The organism is Polaromonas glacialis (genome assembly GCF_000709345.1).
In the GTDB taxonomy this organism is placed as follows: domain Bacteria; phylum Pseudomonadota; class Gammaproteobacteria; order Burkholderiales; family Burkholderiaceae_C; genus Polaromonas; species Polaromonas glacialis.
Map to the genome: position 1 here is coordinate 43837 of NZ_KL448327.1, position 13743 is coordinate 57579.

Genomic DNA, 13743 nt, shown 5'->3' on the forward strand with positions numbered 1-13743 from the left:
CAAGGCATTGTGTGTTGCACAAATGTATTGCAAAATAGAATTCATTTGCAATAGGTTTATGCACCAATGCTGATTGGCTACGCACGCGTTTCAACCCAGGATCAGGAAACGGCGGCACAGATTGCCGCGTTAAAAACAGCCGGGTGTGAACTGATATTTCGGGAGAAGGCCTCGGGTGGCCGGTGGGACCGGCCGGAGTTGCATCGCCTGCTCGCGCAGTTGCGCAAGGGTGACGTGCTGGTGGTCTGGAAGCTCGACCGCCTGTCACGCTCTCTCAAGGATGTGCTCAGCCTGATGGAGAAAATTGCTCAGGCGCAGGCTGGCTTTCGCAGTCTGACCGAAGCGATTGACACCACCTCCGCCGGAGGTCGCATGATGATGCAAATCGTCGCAAGCTTTGCCGAGTTCGAGCGCGCGATGCTTCGCGAGCGCACGCGCAGCGGTCTCGATGAAGCGCGCAAGCAAGGTCGGCTTGGGGGGCGACGCCACAAGCTCAGGCCCGACCAGCAAGAAGAAATCGTGAGCTTGGTCCACACGGGTCAGAAAACCGCAGCAGCAGCGGCCAGACTGTTCAACGTCCATCCCGCGACCATCTCGCGTCTTTTGCAGCGCAACAAAATTCCTTAACCGTGTTTTGCGTTCCATTGCGCCCTAAACCCCGGCGCCAAGGCGGCCATACTGACCGCAAAGAACAAAGACGACCCCATCTCCCAATGGGCGCAAAGGCTGCGTGAACGCAGTGGCTGGCAAAAAGCGGTTGTTGCGCTGGCCAACAAAAACGCCAGAATATTGTGGGCAGTCATGACCAAGGACAAGCGCTTTGATGTTCACCATGTCAGCGTCTACACCTCGACTTGCATGCCAGATTCGGCTTGATTAAGGCTGCAAGGTGAAATCCAGAACCTAAACCCATCAATTTCTCCGTCGGACGTTAAATCGAAGATGCATTGAACAAGGTCAGACCGGCAACAGGAAAACTCGATGAGTGGGCTGTGGGCCAATCAGGCGCCACGCAAATTGAATGGAGTCCTGTTGAGCGGTTTGTATCTGGGGTCGCACAAATGTGCAATAAACCCGTCTGTAGATGTGCATGTATGGACCCGACGCACTTTTGCAAGCTTTTTTGTGACTAGAAACAGTTTGCAGGCATGTATACGGCTTGCATCTGGGCAATGTCACATCCATGCCCGCAGCCTCGATGAGATTCGCGCACCCTGTCCTTAGCAGTCTGACGGCTTGAACATTGAAGTCCAGCCGGCACATCTAACAGGTTTCAGGGAGCTGGTCTAACCGGTTTCGTCATCACGTTCAAAAAGCTTCGCAAACCAGTGTTGGGGTAGTCCTTCCTCCTTCAAAACGAGTTGTCTTTGGGCTCGTCGGCTGGCAACCGCTCAGACCGAAATGCCCCTGGGGTGATAGGCAACCTCGCTGCTCAGCAGCACCTGGATAACGCGGGCGTTTTTGTTGGCCAGCGCCACCGCTGCACGGTTATAGCCACGGCGCGCGATCAGTTCCTGCAACCACCGGCTGCGCGCGTCTGTCTTGTTGGCGACGTAGCGCAGCACTGAACGCGCACCATGGATCAGCAGCGTGCGCAGGTATTTATCGCCGCGCTTGCTGATGCCCTGGAGCCGCGACTTGCCGCCCGATGAATACTGCCTGGGCACCAGACCGAGCCAGGCCGCCAGGTGTCGGCCATTTTTGAACGCCTTGGCATCGCCCACAGCCGCAACGATGGCCGTGGCAGTGATCGGGCCGATGCCGTCAATGGCAGCAATCTTTTTGCATAATGCTGAGCGTTTCAAAAACGCCTTTATCCAGGCTTCCGAGGTTGCAATCCGTTCTTCGATGGCATGGACCTGCTCGAGCAACTCCATCATGAGCGCCTGGCAAAAGCTGGTGATTTCGCCTTCGCACTCCTTGAGAATTTCCGGTACGGCACGCTTGAATGCTGCAGGTGACTGGGCAATCGTGATGCCGCGCTCGCCGAGCAAACCTCTGCACTGGTTGATCAGTGCCGTGCGCTGCTGAACCAGCAGCTCGCGGACGCGGTGGGCCGCCTGCATGTCCTGTTGCTCGACCGACTTTACGGTTACAAAGCGCATCGCCGGACGGCATGCGGCCTCGACGATCGCCTCGGCATCGTTGCGGTCGTTCTTGTTCGTCTTGACGAAGGGCGTGACGTACTGCGGACTGATAAGCCGCACCTCGGCGCCCAGCTCCTGGAAGCGCCGAGCCCAGTGATGAGCCGAACTGCACGCTTCCATGGCGATGACGCGAGGACGCAATTGCCGCACAGTGTCAACGAGCGCGGCTCGCGACACCTTGGCGCGATGAAGCACGTGACCACGGCGGTCGGCACCGTGGAGTTGAAAGACACGCTTGGCCAGATCAATGCCCAGAAGATCGATTTCCATGATGAACCTCCTGATGAGAACGGTTGACAACGGATGCCCAGTTTCCTTCAAAGGTGGCGCCGGGTCCATCTCAGTAGTCTGTTCCTCGTTTCAAGCTCATAGATTGACGTCAGCCGTAGTGTTCATCAAGAAAAATGCCAACGCTGCTTGACTGCACGGGAAGTCCCTGTAGACCTACTCAAGCCTTTTGCTGCTCTTTTACGGCTCGAAGGCGCTGCGGTGGACATGGCCAGCAGCGGCCAGCAGGTGCTGGAAATGCTGGACAAACACAGTTACGACCTGCTGATCTCGGACCTGGGCATGCCCTACATGGACGGCTACGAGCTGATCCGCAAGATACGCAAGCGCCCGGAGGGGCGCGACCTCCAGGCGATTGCGCTCAGCGGCTACGGACGGCAGGTGGACAAAGTGCGCGCCTTGCAGAATGGCTTTAATGCCCACCTTTCAAAACCTGCGACGGTCGCGCATATCTGCCAGAGCATTGCGCAACTGGTTCCTGGGAGGAGTCACTGAAAAGGAAATCCCAAGCCCTTCAACAATCATTCATCGCGGCACTGCTGTGGTCGCTGTCAACAGGGTGGAGAATTAGATCCATTCTGACTCAAGGCCAGGCCGTTCGCATTTAATGAAAACGGATTTTTTGACGGTCCTGGTGGCCTTTAGCACCACTGTCTCGGGCAACTGCTTGTTCGCTTGCAGTTCATTTTTCTTTTTGAGACATAAATGGACATGAAACATGGAGGCATATCTCGATGGTCTTTTAGTGGCCCCCAACATAGCCGTGCCAGTTCGCGGTGCGCGCGCCGCGCGTCCTCGTCCTCGGCCGATGGCGCGTGCAGCACCGACCACACGCGCTCGCCTGCGTGGTGGCGAAGCAGCATCGAGAGCAGCTTGTCACCGTCGAGCCGGTCGGTCTTGGCGCGCCTGGCGTGCCGGTTCACCTCGATGCTGGCAGAGTCAACCACGATGTTGTCGACGCCCTGCTCAAGCAGACAGCGGTGCAGCCACCACCCGTCGCGCCCGGCTTCGTAGCACGAATGCACCTTGGCTTGCGGCTCAAGCTTGCAACGCTCCCTGGCCTTGGCCATGCACTGCGCGACTTCGGCTGTGTCGCCAGCGTTCACAGCGTATCGGCTCGGACCTCGGCGGCCATCGCTCAGCGTCAACTGCCACTTCTTGTCACTCAGCTCGAAGCTCATGTACAGCTCGGCCGGAAGCTGCGTACCCTCGCCATGCAGGACTGTGTGGAAGCTAGACATTTCAATTCTCCTTTGCAGTGGAAGTTTGAAACCTCATTTTTAGCTCAACCCTTGCCGATTGAGTAGTCTTCGAATAAGTAGTCCCACATAGCATCTATTCGTTATACGCATAAGCGGTATCCAAGGACCGCGTCGAGCCCTGAGGTCTAAAAAAAAGGTCTTGTAATGTGTAAGCTAACAGGCTACACTTAAGAATGATCGAGTGTTTCAAACACAAGGGCTTGAAGAAGCTGTTCAACGGAGACCGTAGCGGCGTGAGTGCCGAACTTGCTGACCGTATTGAGAACATTCTTGCCATGCTGTCGGTCGCTGAGAAGCTCAAAGATCTCAGCTTGCCATCACTGAAGCTGCACCCTCTGAAGGGTGATCTCAAGGGCTTCCATGCTGTGACTGTGCGAGCAAATTGGCGGATCGTTTTCCGCTTTGAGGATGGTGACTGTTTCGACGTGGACTTAGTGGACTACCACTGAGCCGCTTTAATCGCAAAGGAGTGCGAACCTGATGATGAATAACCCACCGCATCCGGGCCGGATTGTCCGGGATGAAATTTTGGAGCCCTTCAATCTGACTGTTGGTCAGGCTGCAGAGAAGCTCGGCGTGAGCCGTCCTCACCTGAGCAACTTGCTCAACGAGAAGGCTGGAATCACTCCGGAGATGGCAATTCGCCTAGGCAAGGCCCTTGGCAATGATCCGGACTTCTGGCTTCGTCTGCAGCGTCAGTACGAGCTTGCAGAAGCGCTCAAGAACGCCGACAAGATCCGCGTCATGAAGTGGCCTCCGGGTGGCTTCGCAGAGATGTTCTAGGTCTCATCCGCTCTCAAGACCAAGCCTATGAGGAAGCTTTCAAACGGCTGCTACTCCGTGCGCCTGGTGCTGGCTCCGGACGTGATGGATTTCGTCAAAGTCCGATGGAAAGAACTCTCGCACTTCGGTGCCGAGGACTACCTGAACACCGTATGCGGTCAATTAACAGCGTACCTTGCGCCGCTGGCCGGGGTGTGATTGAAATGGCTGAGGAGCGTTGCCCGGCCGCTGCTCAGCGGCCGGGCAATGTAATGCGCCAAGGCAGTAGCGCCTCGTAGTCGTCTGCCGTTTGCGCGCTGGGCAGCGCGGTGAGCAATGCGCGCAGGTACGCGTAGCCGTCGACGCCGTTGACCACGCAGGTCTGCAGCAACGAATACAGGTTGGCGCTGGCCTGTGCGCCGGCTACCGTATCGCTGAAGAGCCAGTTGCGTCTTCCAATACAAAACGGACGAATCGAATTTTCGGCAGCATTGTTGTCAATCGGGTAGGCGCCATCGGTGACATACAGCGCCAGCTTCGTCCATTGCGAAGCCAGGTAATGCAGCGCCTTGCCCAGCAAACTGCCCGGCAGCACGGTGTGCACGTTGGCCAGCAGCAACGCCTCTATCTGGCCAAGCACGGGCACGCTGTGCTGTTGCCGCTGGACCAGCAATTCCTGGGGAGGAAGCCGGTGCTCGCGTGCGCGCGACTCTACCGCATACAACTGGGCGATGAGCGCGAGAAACCGCGCAGCGAGCTGCTCGGGGCCGCGCGCATTCCTGGGCAGCGCCTGCAGCGCCTCATGGAACCCGCGCCTGCAATGCGCCCAGCATCCCAGATGCACGAGGTGGTGCGCCTGCGCGATGGCGTCATAAACCGCGTAGCCATCCGTCATCAGCACGCTGCCTTCTTGCACCCCGGCATACAGGATTTGTGCGGCCGCCGTGCTGCGCGAGGGCGCGTAGCCAAACAGCCGGATGGGTGGCCCCGCTCCCTGCACCCCGGAGCACGGGGTTGTCTGCACCCACATGTAGCTTTTGGACTGCGCGCTTTTGCCGGCTTCTTTGAGTACCTGCACATGGGTTTCGTCGCCATGGATGAGGGGCGAGTCCAGCAAATGGTCGCGCAGCACATTGATGATGGGCTGCACCTCCCGGCCCACGCGCACGACGCTGGCGGCCAGGGTGTTGCGCGCCAGGTCGCCGCCGCCAAAGCGCGAGAGCAGCGCCGTCTGGCGGTACAGCGGCAGGCCGTCGCAATACTTCGACGTAATCACCCAGGCCAGCAGGCCTTCGCTGAACAAGCCCTTGGGGATGATTTGCGCCGGCTTGGACGCCAGGCGCAAGGCGCCATCGCAGCAGGGACAGGCATATTTGACGCGTTCATGGCGAATCACGCGAACCTGCTGGGGAATGATGTCGAGCTGCTCGCTGGTCTCCACGCCAATTTCCACCAGCGCCGTGCCATCGTGCGGGCACACCCGCTGGTCTTCGGGCAGTTCGTGGCGCACCACCTCCCGGGGCAAGGCCGCATCGAGCGGCTTGCGTCCGCGCGGCACGCGCTGATGGGCGCGGACCTCCTGGCTGCCATCTTCGTGGCCGTCGCAAGTGGCCGGTTCGCTGGCCGCGCCCAGCGCCTCGGCCTCGTTGAAGAACAGGTCCCTTTGCTGCGGGCTGCCCGCTTCGCTGCGGGCGGCAAAGAGCTTGCGCATGAACTGCTTGAGCCGCTCCTGGAGCAGGTCACGCTCGGCGCGCACCATACGCAACTCCCCCGCCAGGGCGTCGCTGCGCTGCAAAGCCTGCGCCAGCGCCTCTTTCAAGGCGTCTATTTCTTGGGCATCAGGCACAGCGAGCATGCCCGTTTAGACAAGGCGGCGCGGGTGAAAGTTCCCAAAAATCCGAGTCTGAGCCTTGCCTTCCAAGCCAGAATTTGTCCCCCTTACGCTGCGCGCTCGTAGCGCACGGCCTGGTGTCCGCGCAGGGCCTGGATGTCGATACCCTTGAGCAGCCAGTGCAGCTGCTCCACGCTGAGCGTCACGACGCCGAGTTCGCCTCGCGGCCAGATGAAGCGGTCCTTCTCCAGGCGCTTGTGCAGCAGCCAAAACCCGTTGACATCCCAGCCCAGAATCTTGATGCGGTCGCGCCTGCGGTTGGCAAAGACAAACAGTGCCTGGGCAAACGCGTCCAGGCCCAGGCCATGCTCGACCAGGCTGGCCAGACCGTTGATGCTCTTGCGAAAATCAATGGCCTCCTGGTGCAGGTACACCGCACGGGTGGCGTTCAGCGTGAACACGCCAGTGTGCCCAGCAGTTGCAGCACGGGCGCCATCGCCTCCAGCGGGACCTGGCCCACATCGAGCGCCACCCCGTTGGGCAGGCGCACGTGCAGGCAAAGTGCGACTGGTGCGGTTGTTGCAGCCGGCGCTGCCGGCTCGCTAACCTGCACGGCCACGAAAGCCGCTGGCGACGCCAGCGCTTTGCCATGGTTGGGCTGGCCTGACTTGGCAATCCAGGTGCGCAGCAAATTGGCGTTGATGCCGTACAGCATCCCCACGCGCGCCACCGACACGCCAGGCTTGAGGCATTCGTCAATTAGCGCCTGCTTGGCCAGCGGGTCGTAAGTGCACCGTCCGTCGCGTTTGCGCCCGACCACCAGCCGGGCCAGCAACTCTGCGTTCATCTCTGTCATAGGTGTCCATGTAGTTGTAGATGGACACATAGCATCATCGAATCAGCTCACGAATAAAAGGGCGTGGTTCGCGGACCGCTTACTGAACACCGTCCTCAATACGGCGCTGTTTCATGAGATGGTTGAGGCAGACGCCTTCCCTCCCGACGACAAAACCAAGGCCCCACCATGAAGGCCCTTGCGAACTACCTCCGGAAAGAGTGGCGAGAAGGCAAGCAGTTTTGGCTGCGCGACACGTGGACGCCATTCGGCATGTTGAAGCTGGTTGTGGCCTGCTGTATCGCGGGATTTTGGGGCCCTCTTGCCGGGGAGTGGGTGAGCTGGATCTACCACAACACCAGTCACACAGTGCGCCTCCTTTTGATGGGCGGCGGCATCGTGCTATGCGCCCTTTATTCGATGGCCGCGTGGGATCTGCTCATCGTGAAGCCCATCAGGTCCATTGACCAGATTGCCGGGCTCGTTGCGTTGGCGTTCGCGCTGTTGATGGGCTACTGGTTCGGTCAAACCTTGGACGGTCGGGAGGATCGAGCGGCCTGGTTGATCTTCATCGAGGGAACCGTCTTCCTGTGGCTGCTTTTCTTTGGGCCCTATGCGCTTGGCGCAACCGTTTTGCTCGACCGGGAACCTGAAACCGCTAGCCCTTTAGAGCCTCCTGCAGACCCGTCATAACGCGACGGCCTCGGATGGGCCTGTGCCATGGCATTTGAGACGGCTGAGAGGCCCTCTAGTGCCGGTGGCCCGCCTATGGGGTCCAGCTTGGCACTTCTTCAGGCAGCCTCTCCAATGGCCGCGAGATTACGGCAACCGGCTGAGCTCCTCCGGCTATCAGTTCATCAGTTCATCAGCGAGAGCCTGTAGGCGCTCGATGCAAGCAACGGTGTTCGCTCGAATTTTGAACAAAGCAACATTAACGCTCATCAATACGCTTCTTCCCTAAATTTCACCATTTCTGCTATATTTAAATTTAGCGGATTTCGCTATGGATATTCACCTATCCCCTACAACCTTGCCCAGGCTTAGATTGCGGAGCATCGCTTTCCGTATCGCGGTTGCACGGACGGCCGTTAGAGCCTTACCCCTCTTTTTAATTTTTCTTTTATGTCCAACAGCCTATGGACAGAGCCAAGCCTGCCAAGCGCCTGACCCTAACTCTATAAATCAGGTTCTTGCCTGCATGTCCTCGACTCGCGATTATGGTCTTGTAAATCAACCGAATCCGTTTCTTCAAAACCATGCTAACAATTGCAGTGAAATTGCACATATTTATAGATTGGCTCTCAGTTACTCTACGAAATATCCTCCCGGGACTATCCTGATAATTCCGACCTGCCATATGCTTGCGCTGGCGCTTGAAAAATTAAAAGGTCAGCAACTTCCCTGGACTTTTTGTACTAACTATCCCGGAGCCTTCGATACTAATCACATGCGCTCCTGCCTTGAGCGGTTTTTACCTCTACGATATGGTATTAACAGAACATTATTTACAATAAAAGATTGTAACGATGCTACTGAGCAATATGAAATTGCTCTCCAGGCTGCGTATATAACGCAATCGGTCAATCCCACTTTGCCACCCTCGTATCAAAGGCCATCGTGCCGCAGTGTTGATGCCATTTTTTTAAGTAAATCTGATCAAATAACCAAGGAGCGTGAGGATCAAAATAAAGAACAGCTGGAGCACCAACGACTAGAACAAACACAAGAGTCTGAAGCCGCCGCACCTGAGGCGTTAAAGAATATTATTGAACCACCGTTACCGGATACTGCCCCTCCTTCAATTGTTCCTCCTTCCCCCTCTCCAAATCCGCCACAAGACAGGCCTAAAATTACAGAGGCCTTATCAGCTCCTGAAGATATCCGGCCTCAGACAGTTACACGATTTAAACAGACGACAGATATATCTGAAAAATCTGATAAAAGCGGCTTCTTCACGCCTGTTCTTAAGTTCCTTGGCATGAATAATCCTGTAACTCAATGGGGAGCTGTCATTCACGGCATTTTTTACGGATGGTTCCTTCTCTTCAGCCGGCAGCGGATCATTCAGGGACAATGGCTTTTTTTCAGCCGGCGCTTCGAGAAAAATTTTTACTTACTCCATTGGGTATTAGGAATTCTTGGGGTCTGGCGGACTGGTTTCGGGTGGATCGGCTGGGCGCTTCTTGCCATTTTTGCCGGTCATGGCCTTCGTCTCGTCCTTCAGCACTTCGGCGCATTCGATCCTCCCACGATGCCGGCTGGCGCAACTGCTCAAGGGAACCCCCCTCAACAGCGGTCAATCGACTCCTCGAAGAAATGGATATAACGCTATGGCCCGCGTCCAAACCACTGCTGCGCCCATCTATTTTGGTAATCACGCCGATACCAAGCGAACCATTTCGGACAGCTCCGACGCTCATGTGATGACCATCGCGCCAACCGGTGCGGGCAAAGGGCGCACATCAATCATTCCAAACCTGCTTGAATGGCCCGGCTCCGTCTTCGTTATCGACCCCAAGGGAGAGAACGCCGAGCACACATCAAAACACCGCCGCGATGGTATGGGCCAGGAGGTCTTTGTCCTTGATCCTTTCGGGATCACGCGCGTTGGCGGTCAGCCCGTCAAGTCCGCCTGCTTCAACCCTTTGCGATTTGTAGAACTCGGCCCTTCCGGCATCACCCAGGCTGACCGGATTGCCGATACTTTGATCATCAGAGAAAAGGGCGAAAATCGATTCTTCAGCGACGAAGCGCGGATTCTGCTCAAAACGCTTATTCTTCACGTCCGTACCCATCCCACCTTTGAGGATCGGCGGAATCTGGTCACTGTCAACGAGTTGGCGAGCCGCCCCAGCACGCTTTTAGCGGAGGGCAGCGAGTTTCTGACGAATCCAAGCTATGACGGCTTGATCGCCCGGCTGTCGTGGCGCATGAAAGACAAATCTGAAAAAGAAGGCGGGAGTGTCTGGAGCACCGTACAGGCCAATCTCGGCCAATTTCTTGACGACCCTCGTCTAGCTGAAAACCTCAAACGATGCGATTTCGACTTCGCCGAACTGCTGAAAGGAAAAACCAGCATCTTCGTCGTCTTGCCAGCGCCCTATCTTGAAACCTTCAGCCGGTGGCTTCGTCTGTTAGTAGGCTGCGCCCTGGACAGGCTCTTAAGTGCCGGCATGGGCGAGTCACGCCGCGCGGCTGTGCCGGTGCTGATGGTTTTAGACGAATTCGCGCATCTGGGTGAACTGGAAGCGATTAAAACAGCCTATGGCTTGGCCAGAGGGGCCGGGATCAAGATTTGGGCAATCTTGCAGAGCCTGTCGCAGCTCGACGATATTTATGGCGAGCACGGCCGGGAAAACTTCGTCGCCAACAGCGGCGCAATCGAAGTCTTCAATCTCAACGACAATTTCGGCTGCCGATACTTTTCCGAAAAAATCGGTGAGGTCTATGTGGAAGTGCGCACTAACAGCACGTCTCTTGGCATGGATCCAGAAACCAGCGATGGCCGTGGATACGGAGGAAAAGTGTCTTCGGTGACGCGAAACCAGAACACGCAGCAAGAACGCCGCATGCGAATGCTTCCATGGCAACTGGCCCAGCTCGGGGCCAATAAAAAATTAGTCTTCCGGCGTGACCAGGATTTTATTATTGTGGAAAAAGTGCAATGGGACACGCATCCCGTGCTGAGCAAACTAGTTAAACAATAAACGCTGCCACCCATAGCTGCACCATGAACGCGATATTGAACTGGCCGGTCTGGGCTCTGTTTATCGCCTTCGGCGTCAGTCTGGTTATCGGGTTCACTGTCTTGCGCCTGATTTTAATCGTGATCGACCGGGCATATGCACAGCTTGAATTATTGGTGATCAAATCTATCCGTGGAACAGGCCGAGGGGTACGGAATTCGGCAATAGGACTTCAGCGCGGCTCGACCTCGATCGTAATTAAAATTCTTCATATTTTTGCTTTTCCATTTGTTTCAATTTGGACAGCGTTCGTAAAATTCTATAAAATTTCAACGCAAGAACTTCGCGACAGAATGGCAGAAGAAGCGCAACTTCGGGAAATCTGGGAGCAACAATTTCGCGAATTATTTCCTTCTTATAGAAGCTTCAAAAAGTTCTTTAATAATCCCACAGAAAATACCCAAAAGCCTGAAGCATCCGGCCCTGAGCATGAATCAATTGATGAATTTCATGAGGCCTGTCAAAAACTAGGATTGCCTGAAAATGGCGAATTTTCACAACAAGAATTCAATGAGCGTTATCGCAAGATCAGAGGGCGAGCCTTTCCTGATCAAGGCGGCAGCAACTGGTTCTTCCATGAAATTACCAAGGCTGCCAAAGTAATAGAACTTAAGAAAGGATGGTCATGAGTAAAGATGAAAATAAAATCTCTACCGTTACGAAAGACGATTTCGCGGCAAAATTGACGGCCTTTCGCAAAGCCGTTGGAGCTCCGGAGAGATTGCTGCTCAATTTTGCTTGCGCAACTCATGACCATGAATATTTGGTGACGATGGAGCGATTTGATGCGAAAGAGCCTTTTAAGTTCGCCCGAACGGAAACGGTTCTACCCACACCAGCCGGCAAAGGATCTGCCGCCAGGATGCGCGAGGTGGATGTAGAGGCAATCGACCTGCAAAGCTGGAAGTGTCCTGGTTGCGCCGCTGTTGGCGGTTTGGTCTTGTGCCAGACCTGCGACCACTTCATCTGTAATAGCAGCGTCCAGAAGATCGATGGAGAAAGCCGCTTTCAGTGCCGCGCTTCCTGCGGCGCGAGCGGCCGGCTCCTCCCTCTTGATAAATTCAAAGCCATGGAGGGTAAAGCCGTGCCAACTGGTTCATCTTTGGCATTGGGTCTGTCTGCCAAGACCACGGCCAAAGCCGCACCCACGCCCCGGCTCGGAGGAGGCATACCCTTACAGATTACTAAAAAAAAATGACTATGCTGAACCGCGAGGTTCGCCCTGGACAAGTATTAGTTCTGTGGCCAGCCGCCTTACGATGGAAGCGCAATTGTCTGCTTCGTATTGCATCTTGCTGGCCGTGTCACGCAGAAATTCTATTGCCCATTCACGATCTGCATTTTCTGAAATCATTGCATCATCTGTCAGCTGAAGAATAATTCAGCTCAAGGCTCTGCAAATGGGTTGCACATTAACATCATCTGCCAATAATTTTATTACCGTCCCATTAGAGCGACTTGGGCAGCATTGCCTTCAGGATCTTTAATTAGCATTTCCAATGCTTCCGGAGATTTCTCCATTATTTTTTCTTTCAAATTAAGGGGTTTTTTCAGGATTTCATAAACTGGCGCTGTTGTCCATAAATTTACGAGGATGACCATGAAAGACTTTGATAAAGCCGCTGACCGGCAAGCTTACGAAGATCAACGCTTTTCTCCTGAATTTAAAAAAAGAATCCATGAAAAATCTGAGGCTGATAAACTCGAACTAGAACGCAGCGATCAAGAATGGGAACGAAAATATCCCGATATAAAGAAGCAAGAGCTGGATAAAGCACTACTCGAACATTGCAAACTCAAGGTACAGCCACCGCCAGGAGCTGTCCGAGAAAGTTTGAAAGATGTCGAGATGAGAGTGGAAAAACAGATTATTGAGCAGCGCAAGATAAATAGACAACTCGAAATCGATGACCGGAATGCCGGAACTGATCGAATGTATGAAGCCGAGAGAATGAAACACCCCGAAATGCAGCAGGAACGCGATTCCGTGGAGAAAATGCGCCAGGAAAAGCTGCGCGACCGGGAAGTTACCCGTAACGCTGATCCGGGCAGAACTCCCGAAATTAAGCGAGACCCCGGACGGGAACGTTGACGTCCTCATCGGGCTGGCGCGTTAAGCGGTCGCCCCGGCTCTCTTACCGCCGTCCGTGGCCACGCTGCGGTAAATCGCGTTCCTGGATTCGCTCCCGCGCCAGCGTTTTTTCCCGCGCCGTTTCAGGGCCGGGTATGGTGTATGTGACATTGGATTGCTCACTCCACTGAACAAAACGCCCGTCCTGGAAAGTAGTCAAGTCAAGTCACTTGTCCACGTCTGGCGTTATCCTGAATCCGTGAGTTCAAAAAACGCGGCCTGATTTTCAAACTGGAGTGGACAAATCCCGGTGGAATATGCCGTGCTGTCGCGTACTGAAGCGGTTTATGGCGACGCCATGAGGGCGGGCAAGGCGGTTTTCCCAGGTTTTGAGCAGCATGAAGATTTTCCAGCCCAGGGCTGAACATGCCGCGCTGCGCGCAGGCCAGGTAAATGGAGCATGGGGCAGCGCGAGGATTTGCGCTGCTACGCGGTTGCGAGTTGCCCGTAATGCCGGTCAAACACCGCAAAGCCACTGTCGTTCGCGCCCAGGCCGAGCACCCAACGCCCAGCATGGCGGATCATGCGGGCGGCTTTGAACATCATCTCGTGCAACACCGTCTTGATACGCCGGCGCTGGGCCGGGTGGCGCACGGGCGCATCGGGCTCGTTCAGGGTGTTTTGTCCAATCAGGCGCAGCAGGTTCATGGCGACCGCAGCGAGCCGACAGACCAGATAATTGGTGTCAAACTTGCCACTGGGCAGGCGCTCCAGGTCCATATCGGACTTGAACTCGGCGTG

16 protein-coding genes and 3 pseudogenes are annotated in these 13743 nt (G+C 55.6%); 12 read left to right on the plus strand and 7 right to left on the minus strand.

The window, feature by feature from the left end; translation table 11 throughout:
- Positions 1-66: 66 nt before the first annotated feature.
- Together EC86_RS0124530 and EC86_RS30255 are read left to right on the plus strand one after the other, a co-directional pair.
- The gene (locus EC86_RS0124530; RefSeq protein ID WP_029528395.1) at positions 67-627 is read left to right on the plus strand and encodes a recombinase family protein; all 561 of its coding nucleotides are present in this window, start codon (positions 67-69) and stop codon (positions 625-627) included.
- A 33-nt stretch (positions 628-660) separates the two neighbouring features.
- Positions 661-876: pseudogene (locus EC86_RS30255) on the plus strand (IS110 family transposase); the annotation flags it as partial.
- Between the two features lie 515 nt (positions 877-1391).
- Here the strand turns inward: EC86_RS30255 and EC86_RS0124535 are convergent.
- Positions 1392-2417, minus strand: coding sequence for an IS110 family RNA-guided transposase (locus tag EC86_RS0124535; protein ID WP_029524735.1), 1026 nt, complete (start codon positions 2415-2417; stop codon positions 1392-1394).
- Between the two features lie 147 nt (positions 2418-2564).
- On the opposite strand from EC86_RS0124535, the gene EC86_RS0124540 reads away from it, so the two are divergent.
- Entirely contained in the window at positions 2565-2930 is a 366-nt protein-coding gene (locus tag EC86_RS0124540) for a response regulator (RefSeq protein ID WP_232230047.1), read from the plus strand.
- Between the two features lie 263 nt (positions 2931-3193).
- Here EC86_RS0124540 and EC86_RS0124545 read toward each other — a convergent pair.
- Positions 3194-3676 (minus strand): annotated as a pseudogene (locus EC86_RS0124545) (IS110 family transposase); the annotation flags it as partial.
- Between the two features lie 194 nt (positions 3677-3870).
- Here EC86_RS0124545 and EC86_RS0124550 point away from each other — a divergent pair.
- From EC86_RS0124550 to EC86_RS29250, 3 genes are read left to right on the plus strand one after another with little or no spacing between them, the layout of a single operon-like run.
- Entirely contained in the window at positions 3871-4146 is a 276-nt protein-coding gene (locus EC86_RS0124550; protein ID WP_029528398.1) for a type II toxin-antitoxin system RelE/ParE family toxin, read from the plus strand.
- Positions 4147-4177: 31 nt separating this feature from the next.
- Positions 4178-4480, plus strand: coding sequence for a HigA family addiction module antitoxin (locus EC86_RS0124555; RefSeq protein WP_198026912.1), 303 nt, complete (start codon positions 4178-4180; stop codon positions 4478-4480).
- Between the two features lie 27 nt (positions 4481-4507).
- The gene (locus EC86_RS29250; protein ID WP_156955507.1) at positions 4508-4678 is read left to right on the plus strand and encodes a hypothetical protein; all 171 of its coding nucleotides are present in this window, start codon (positions 4508-4510) and stop codon (positions 4676-4678) included.
- Positions 4679-4712: 34 nt separating this feature from the next.
- Here the strand turns inward: EC86_RS29250 and tnpC are convergent, their stop codons facing one another.
- The 3 genes from tnpC to EC86_RS0124575 form a co-directional block, all read right to left on the minus strand.
- Positions 4713-6314, minus strand: a complete 1602-nt coding sequence (gene tnpC, locus EC86_RS0124565) for an IS66 family transposase (RefSeq protein ID WP_029524734.1) — start codon at positions 6312-6314, stop codon at positions 4713-4715.
- 83 nt (positions 6315-6397) lie between these two features.
- Positions 6398-6751 carry an IS66 family insertion sequence element accessory protein TnpB gene (gene tnpB, locus EC86_RS0124570; RefSeq protein WP_029524733.1) on the minus strand — a complete coding sequence of 118 codons (354 nt, stop codon included), beginning with the start codon at positions 6749-6751 and terminating at the stop codon, positions 6398-6400.
- Positions 6739-7146, minus strand: a complete 408-nt coding sequence (locus EC86_RS0124575) for a transposase (RefSeq protein WP_029524732.1) — start codon at positions 7144-7146, stop codon at positions 6739-6741. The genes tnpB and EC86_RS0124575 overlap by 13 nt, the downstream gene beginning before the upstream one ends.
- Positions 7147-7314: 168 nt before the next feature.
- Between EC86_RS0124575 and EC86_RS0124580 the strand changes: the two genes are divergently transcribed.
- The 5 genes from EC86_RS0124580 to EC86_RS0124595 all read left to right on the plus strand — a co-directional run bounded on the left by EC86_RS0124580 (position 7315) and on the right by EC86_RS0124595 (position 12069).
- Positions 7315-7818 (plus strand): hypothetical protein, encoded by a 504-nt coding sequence (locus EC86_RS0124580; protein WP_029528400.1) that lies wholly within the window; start codon positions 7315-7317, stop codon positions 7816-7818.
- A 505-nt stretch (positions 7819-8323) separates the two neighbouring features.
- Complete coding sequence (locus tag EC86_RS29690; RefSeq protein WP_198026913.1) at positions 8324-9451, plus strand: hypothetical protein; 1128 nt, start codon at positions 8324-8326, stop codon at positions 9449-9451.
- Positions 9452-9455: 4 nt separating this feature from the next.
- Positions 9456-10832, plus strand: coding sequence for a type IV secretory system conjugative DNA transfer family protein (locus tag EC86_RS0124590; protein ID WP_198026914.1), 1377 nt, complete (start codon positions 9456-9458; stop codon positions 10830-10832).
- 23 nt (positions 10833-10855) lie between these two features.
- Positions 10856-11500: a J domain-containing protein gene (locus EC86_RS29255; protein WP_156955508.1), complete on the plus strand. Its 645-nt coding sequence runs from the start codon at positions 10856-10858 to the stop codon at positions 11498-11500.
- Entirely contained in the window at positions 11497-12069 is a 573-nt protein-coding gene (locus EC86_RS0124595) for a hypothetical protein (RefSeq protein ID WP_156955509.1), read from the plus strand. The genes EC86_RS29255 and EC86_RS0124595 overlap by 4 nt, the downstream gene beginning before the upstream one ends.
- Before the next feature lie 239 nt (positions 12070-12308).
- Here EC86_RS0124595 and EC86_RS29260 read toward each other — a convergent pair whose 3' ends face one another.
- On the minus strand, positions 12309-12473 hold the full coding sequence (locus EC86_RS29260) for a hypothetical protein (RefSeq protein ID WP_156955510.1): 165 nt from the start codon (positions 12471-12473) through the stop codon (positions 12309-12311).
- On the opposite strand from EC86_RS29260, the gene EC86_RS29265 reads away from it, so the two are divergent.
- Positions 12472-12963: a hypothetical protein gene (locus EC86_RS29265; RefSeq protein ID WP_156955511.1), complete on the plus strand. Its 492-nt coding sequence runs from the start codon at positions 12472-12474 to the stop codon at positions 12961-12963. The genes EC86_RS29260 and EC86_RS29265 overlap by 2 nt on opposite strands.
- 465 nt (positions 12964-13428) lie before the next feature.
- Here the strand turns inward: EC86_RS29265 and EC86_RS0124610 are convergent.
- A pseudogene (locus EC86_RS0124610) lies at positions 13429-13743 on the minus strand (IS1380-like element ISCARN34 family transposase); the annotation flags it as partial.

What these genes read in the sequence shown, in the direction of transcription:
- EC86_RS0124595 (WP_156955509.1), top strand. Translation starts at nt 11,497, where the DNA reads ATGAGTAAAGATGAAAATAAAATCTCTACCGTTACGAAAGACGATTTC.
- EC86_RS29265 (WP_156955511.1), top strand. Translation starts at nt 12,472, where the DNA reads ATGAAAGACTTTGATAAAGCCGCTGACCGGCAAGCTTACGAAGATCAA.
- EC86_RS0124550 (WP_029528398.1), top strand. Translation starts at nt 3,871, where the DNA reads ATGATCGAGTGTTTCAAACACAAGGGCTTGAAGAAGCTGTTCAACGGA.
- tnpC (WP_029524734.1), bottom strand. Translation starts at nt 6,314, where the DNA reads ATGCTCGCTGTGCCTGATGCCCAAGAAATAGACGCCTTGAAAGAGGCG.
- EC86_RS0124580 (WP_029528400.1), top strand. Translation starts at nt 7,315, where the DNA reads ATGAAGGCCCTTGCGAACTACCTCCGGAAAGAGTGGCGAGAAGGCAAG.
- EC86_RS29255 (WP_156955508.1), top strand. Translation starts at nt 10,856, where the DNA reads ATGAACGCGATATTGAACTGGCCGGTCTGGGCTCTGTTTATCGCCTTC.
- EC86_RS0124555 (WP_198026912.1), top strand. Translation starts at nt 4,178, where the DNA reads ATGATGAATAACCCACCGCATCCGGGCCGGATTGTCCGGGATGAAATT.
- EC86_RS0124590 (WP_198026914.1), top strand. Translation starts at nt 9,456, where the DNA reads ATGGCCCGCGTCCAAACCACTGCTGCGCCCATCTATTTTGGTAATCAC.
- EC86_RS0124575 (WP_029524732.1), bottom strand. Translation starts at nt 7,146, where the DNA reads ATGACAGAGATGAACGCAGAGTTGCTGGCCCGGCTGGTGGTCGGGCGC.
- EC86_RS0124530 (WP_029528395.1), top strand. Translation starts at nt 67, where the DNA reads ATGCTGATTGGCTACGCACGCGTTTCAACCCAGGATCAGGAAACGGCG.
- EC86_RS29260 (WP_156955510.1), bottom strand. Translation starts at nt 12,473, where the DNA reads ATGGTCATCCTCGTAAATTTATGGACAACAGCGCCAGTTTATGAAATC.
- EC86_RS29250 (WP_156955507.1), top strand. Translation starts at nt 4,508, where the DNA reads ATGAGGAAGCTTTCAAACGGCTGCTACTCCGTGCGCCTGGTGCTGGCT.
- EC86_RS29690 (WP_198026913.1), top strand. Translation starts at nt 8,324, where the DNA reads ATGTCCTCGACTCGCGATTATGGTCTTGTAAATCAACCGAATCCGTTT.
- EC86_RS0124535 (WP_029524735.1), bottom strand. Translation starts at nt 2,417, where the DNA reads ATGGAAATCGATCTTCTGGGCATTGATCTGGCCAAGCGTGTCTTTCAA.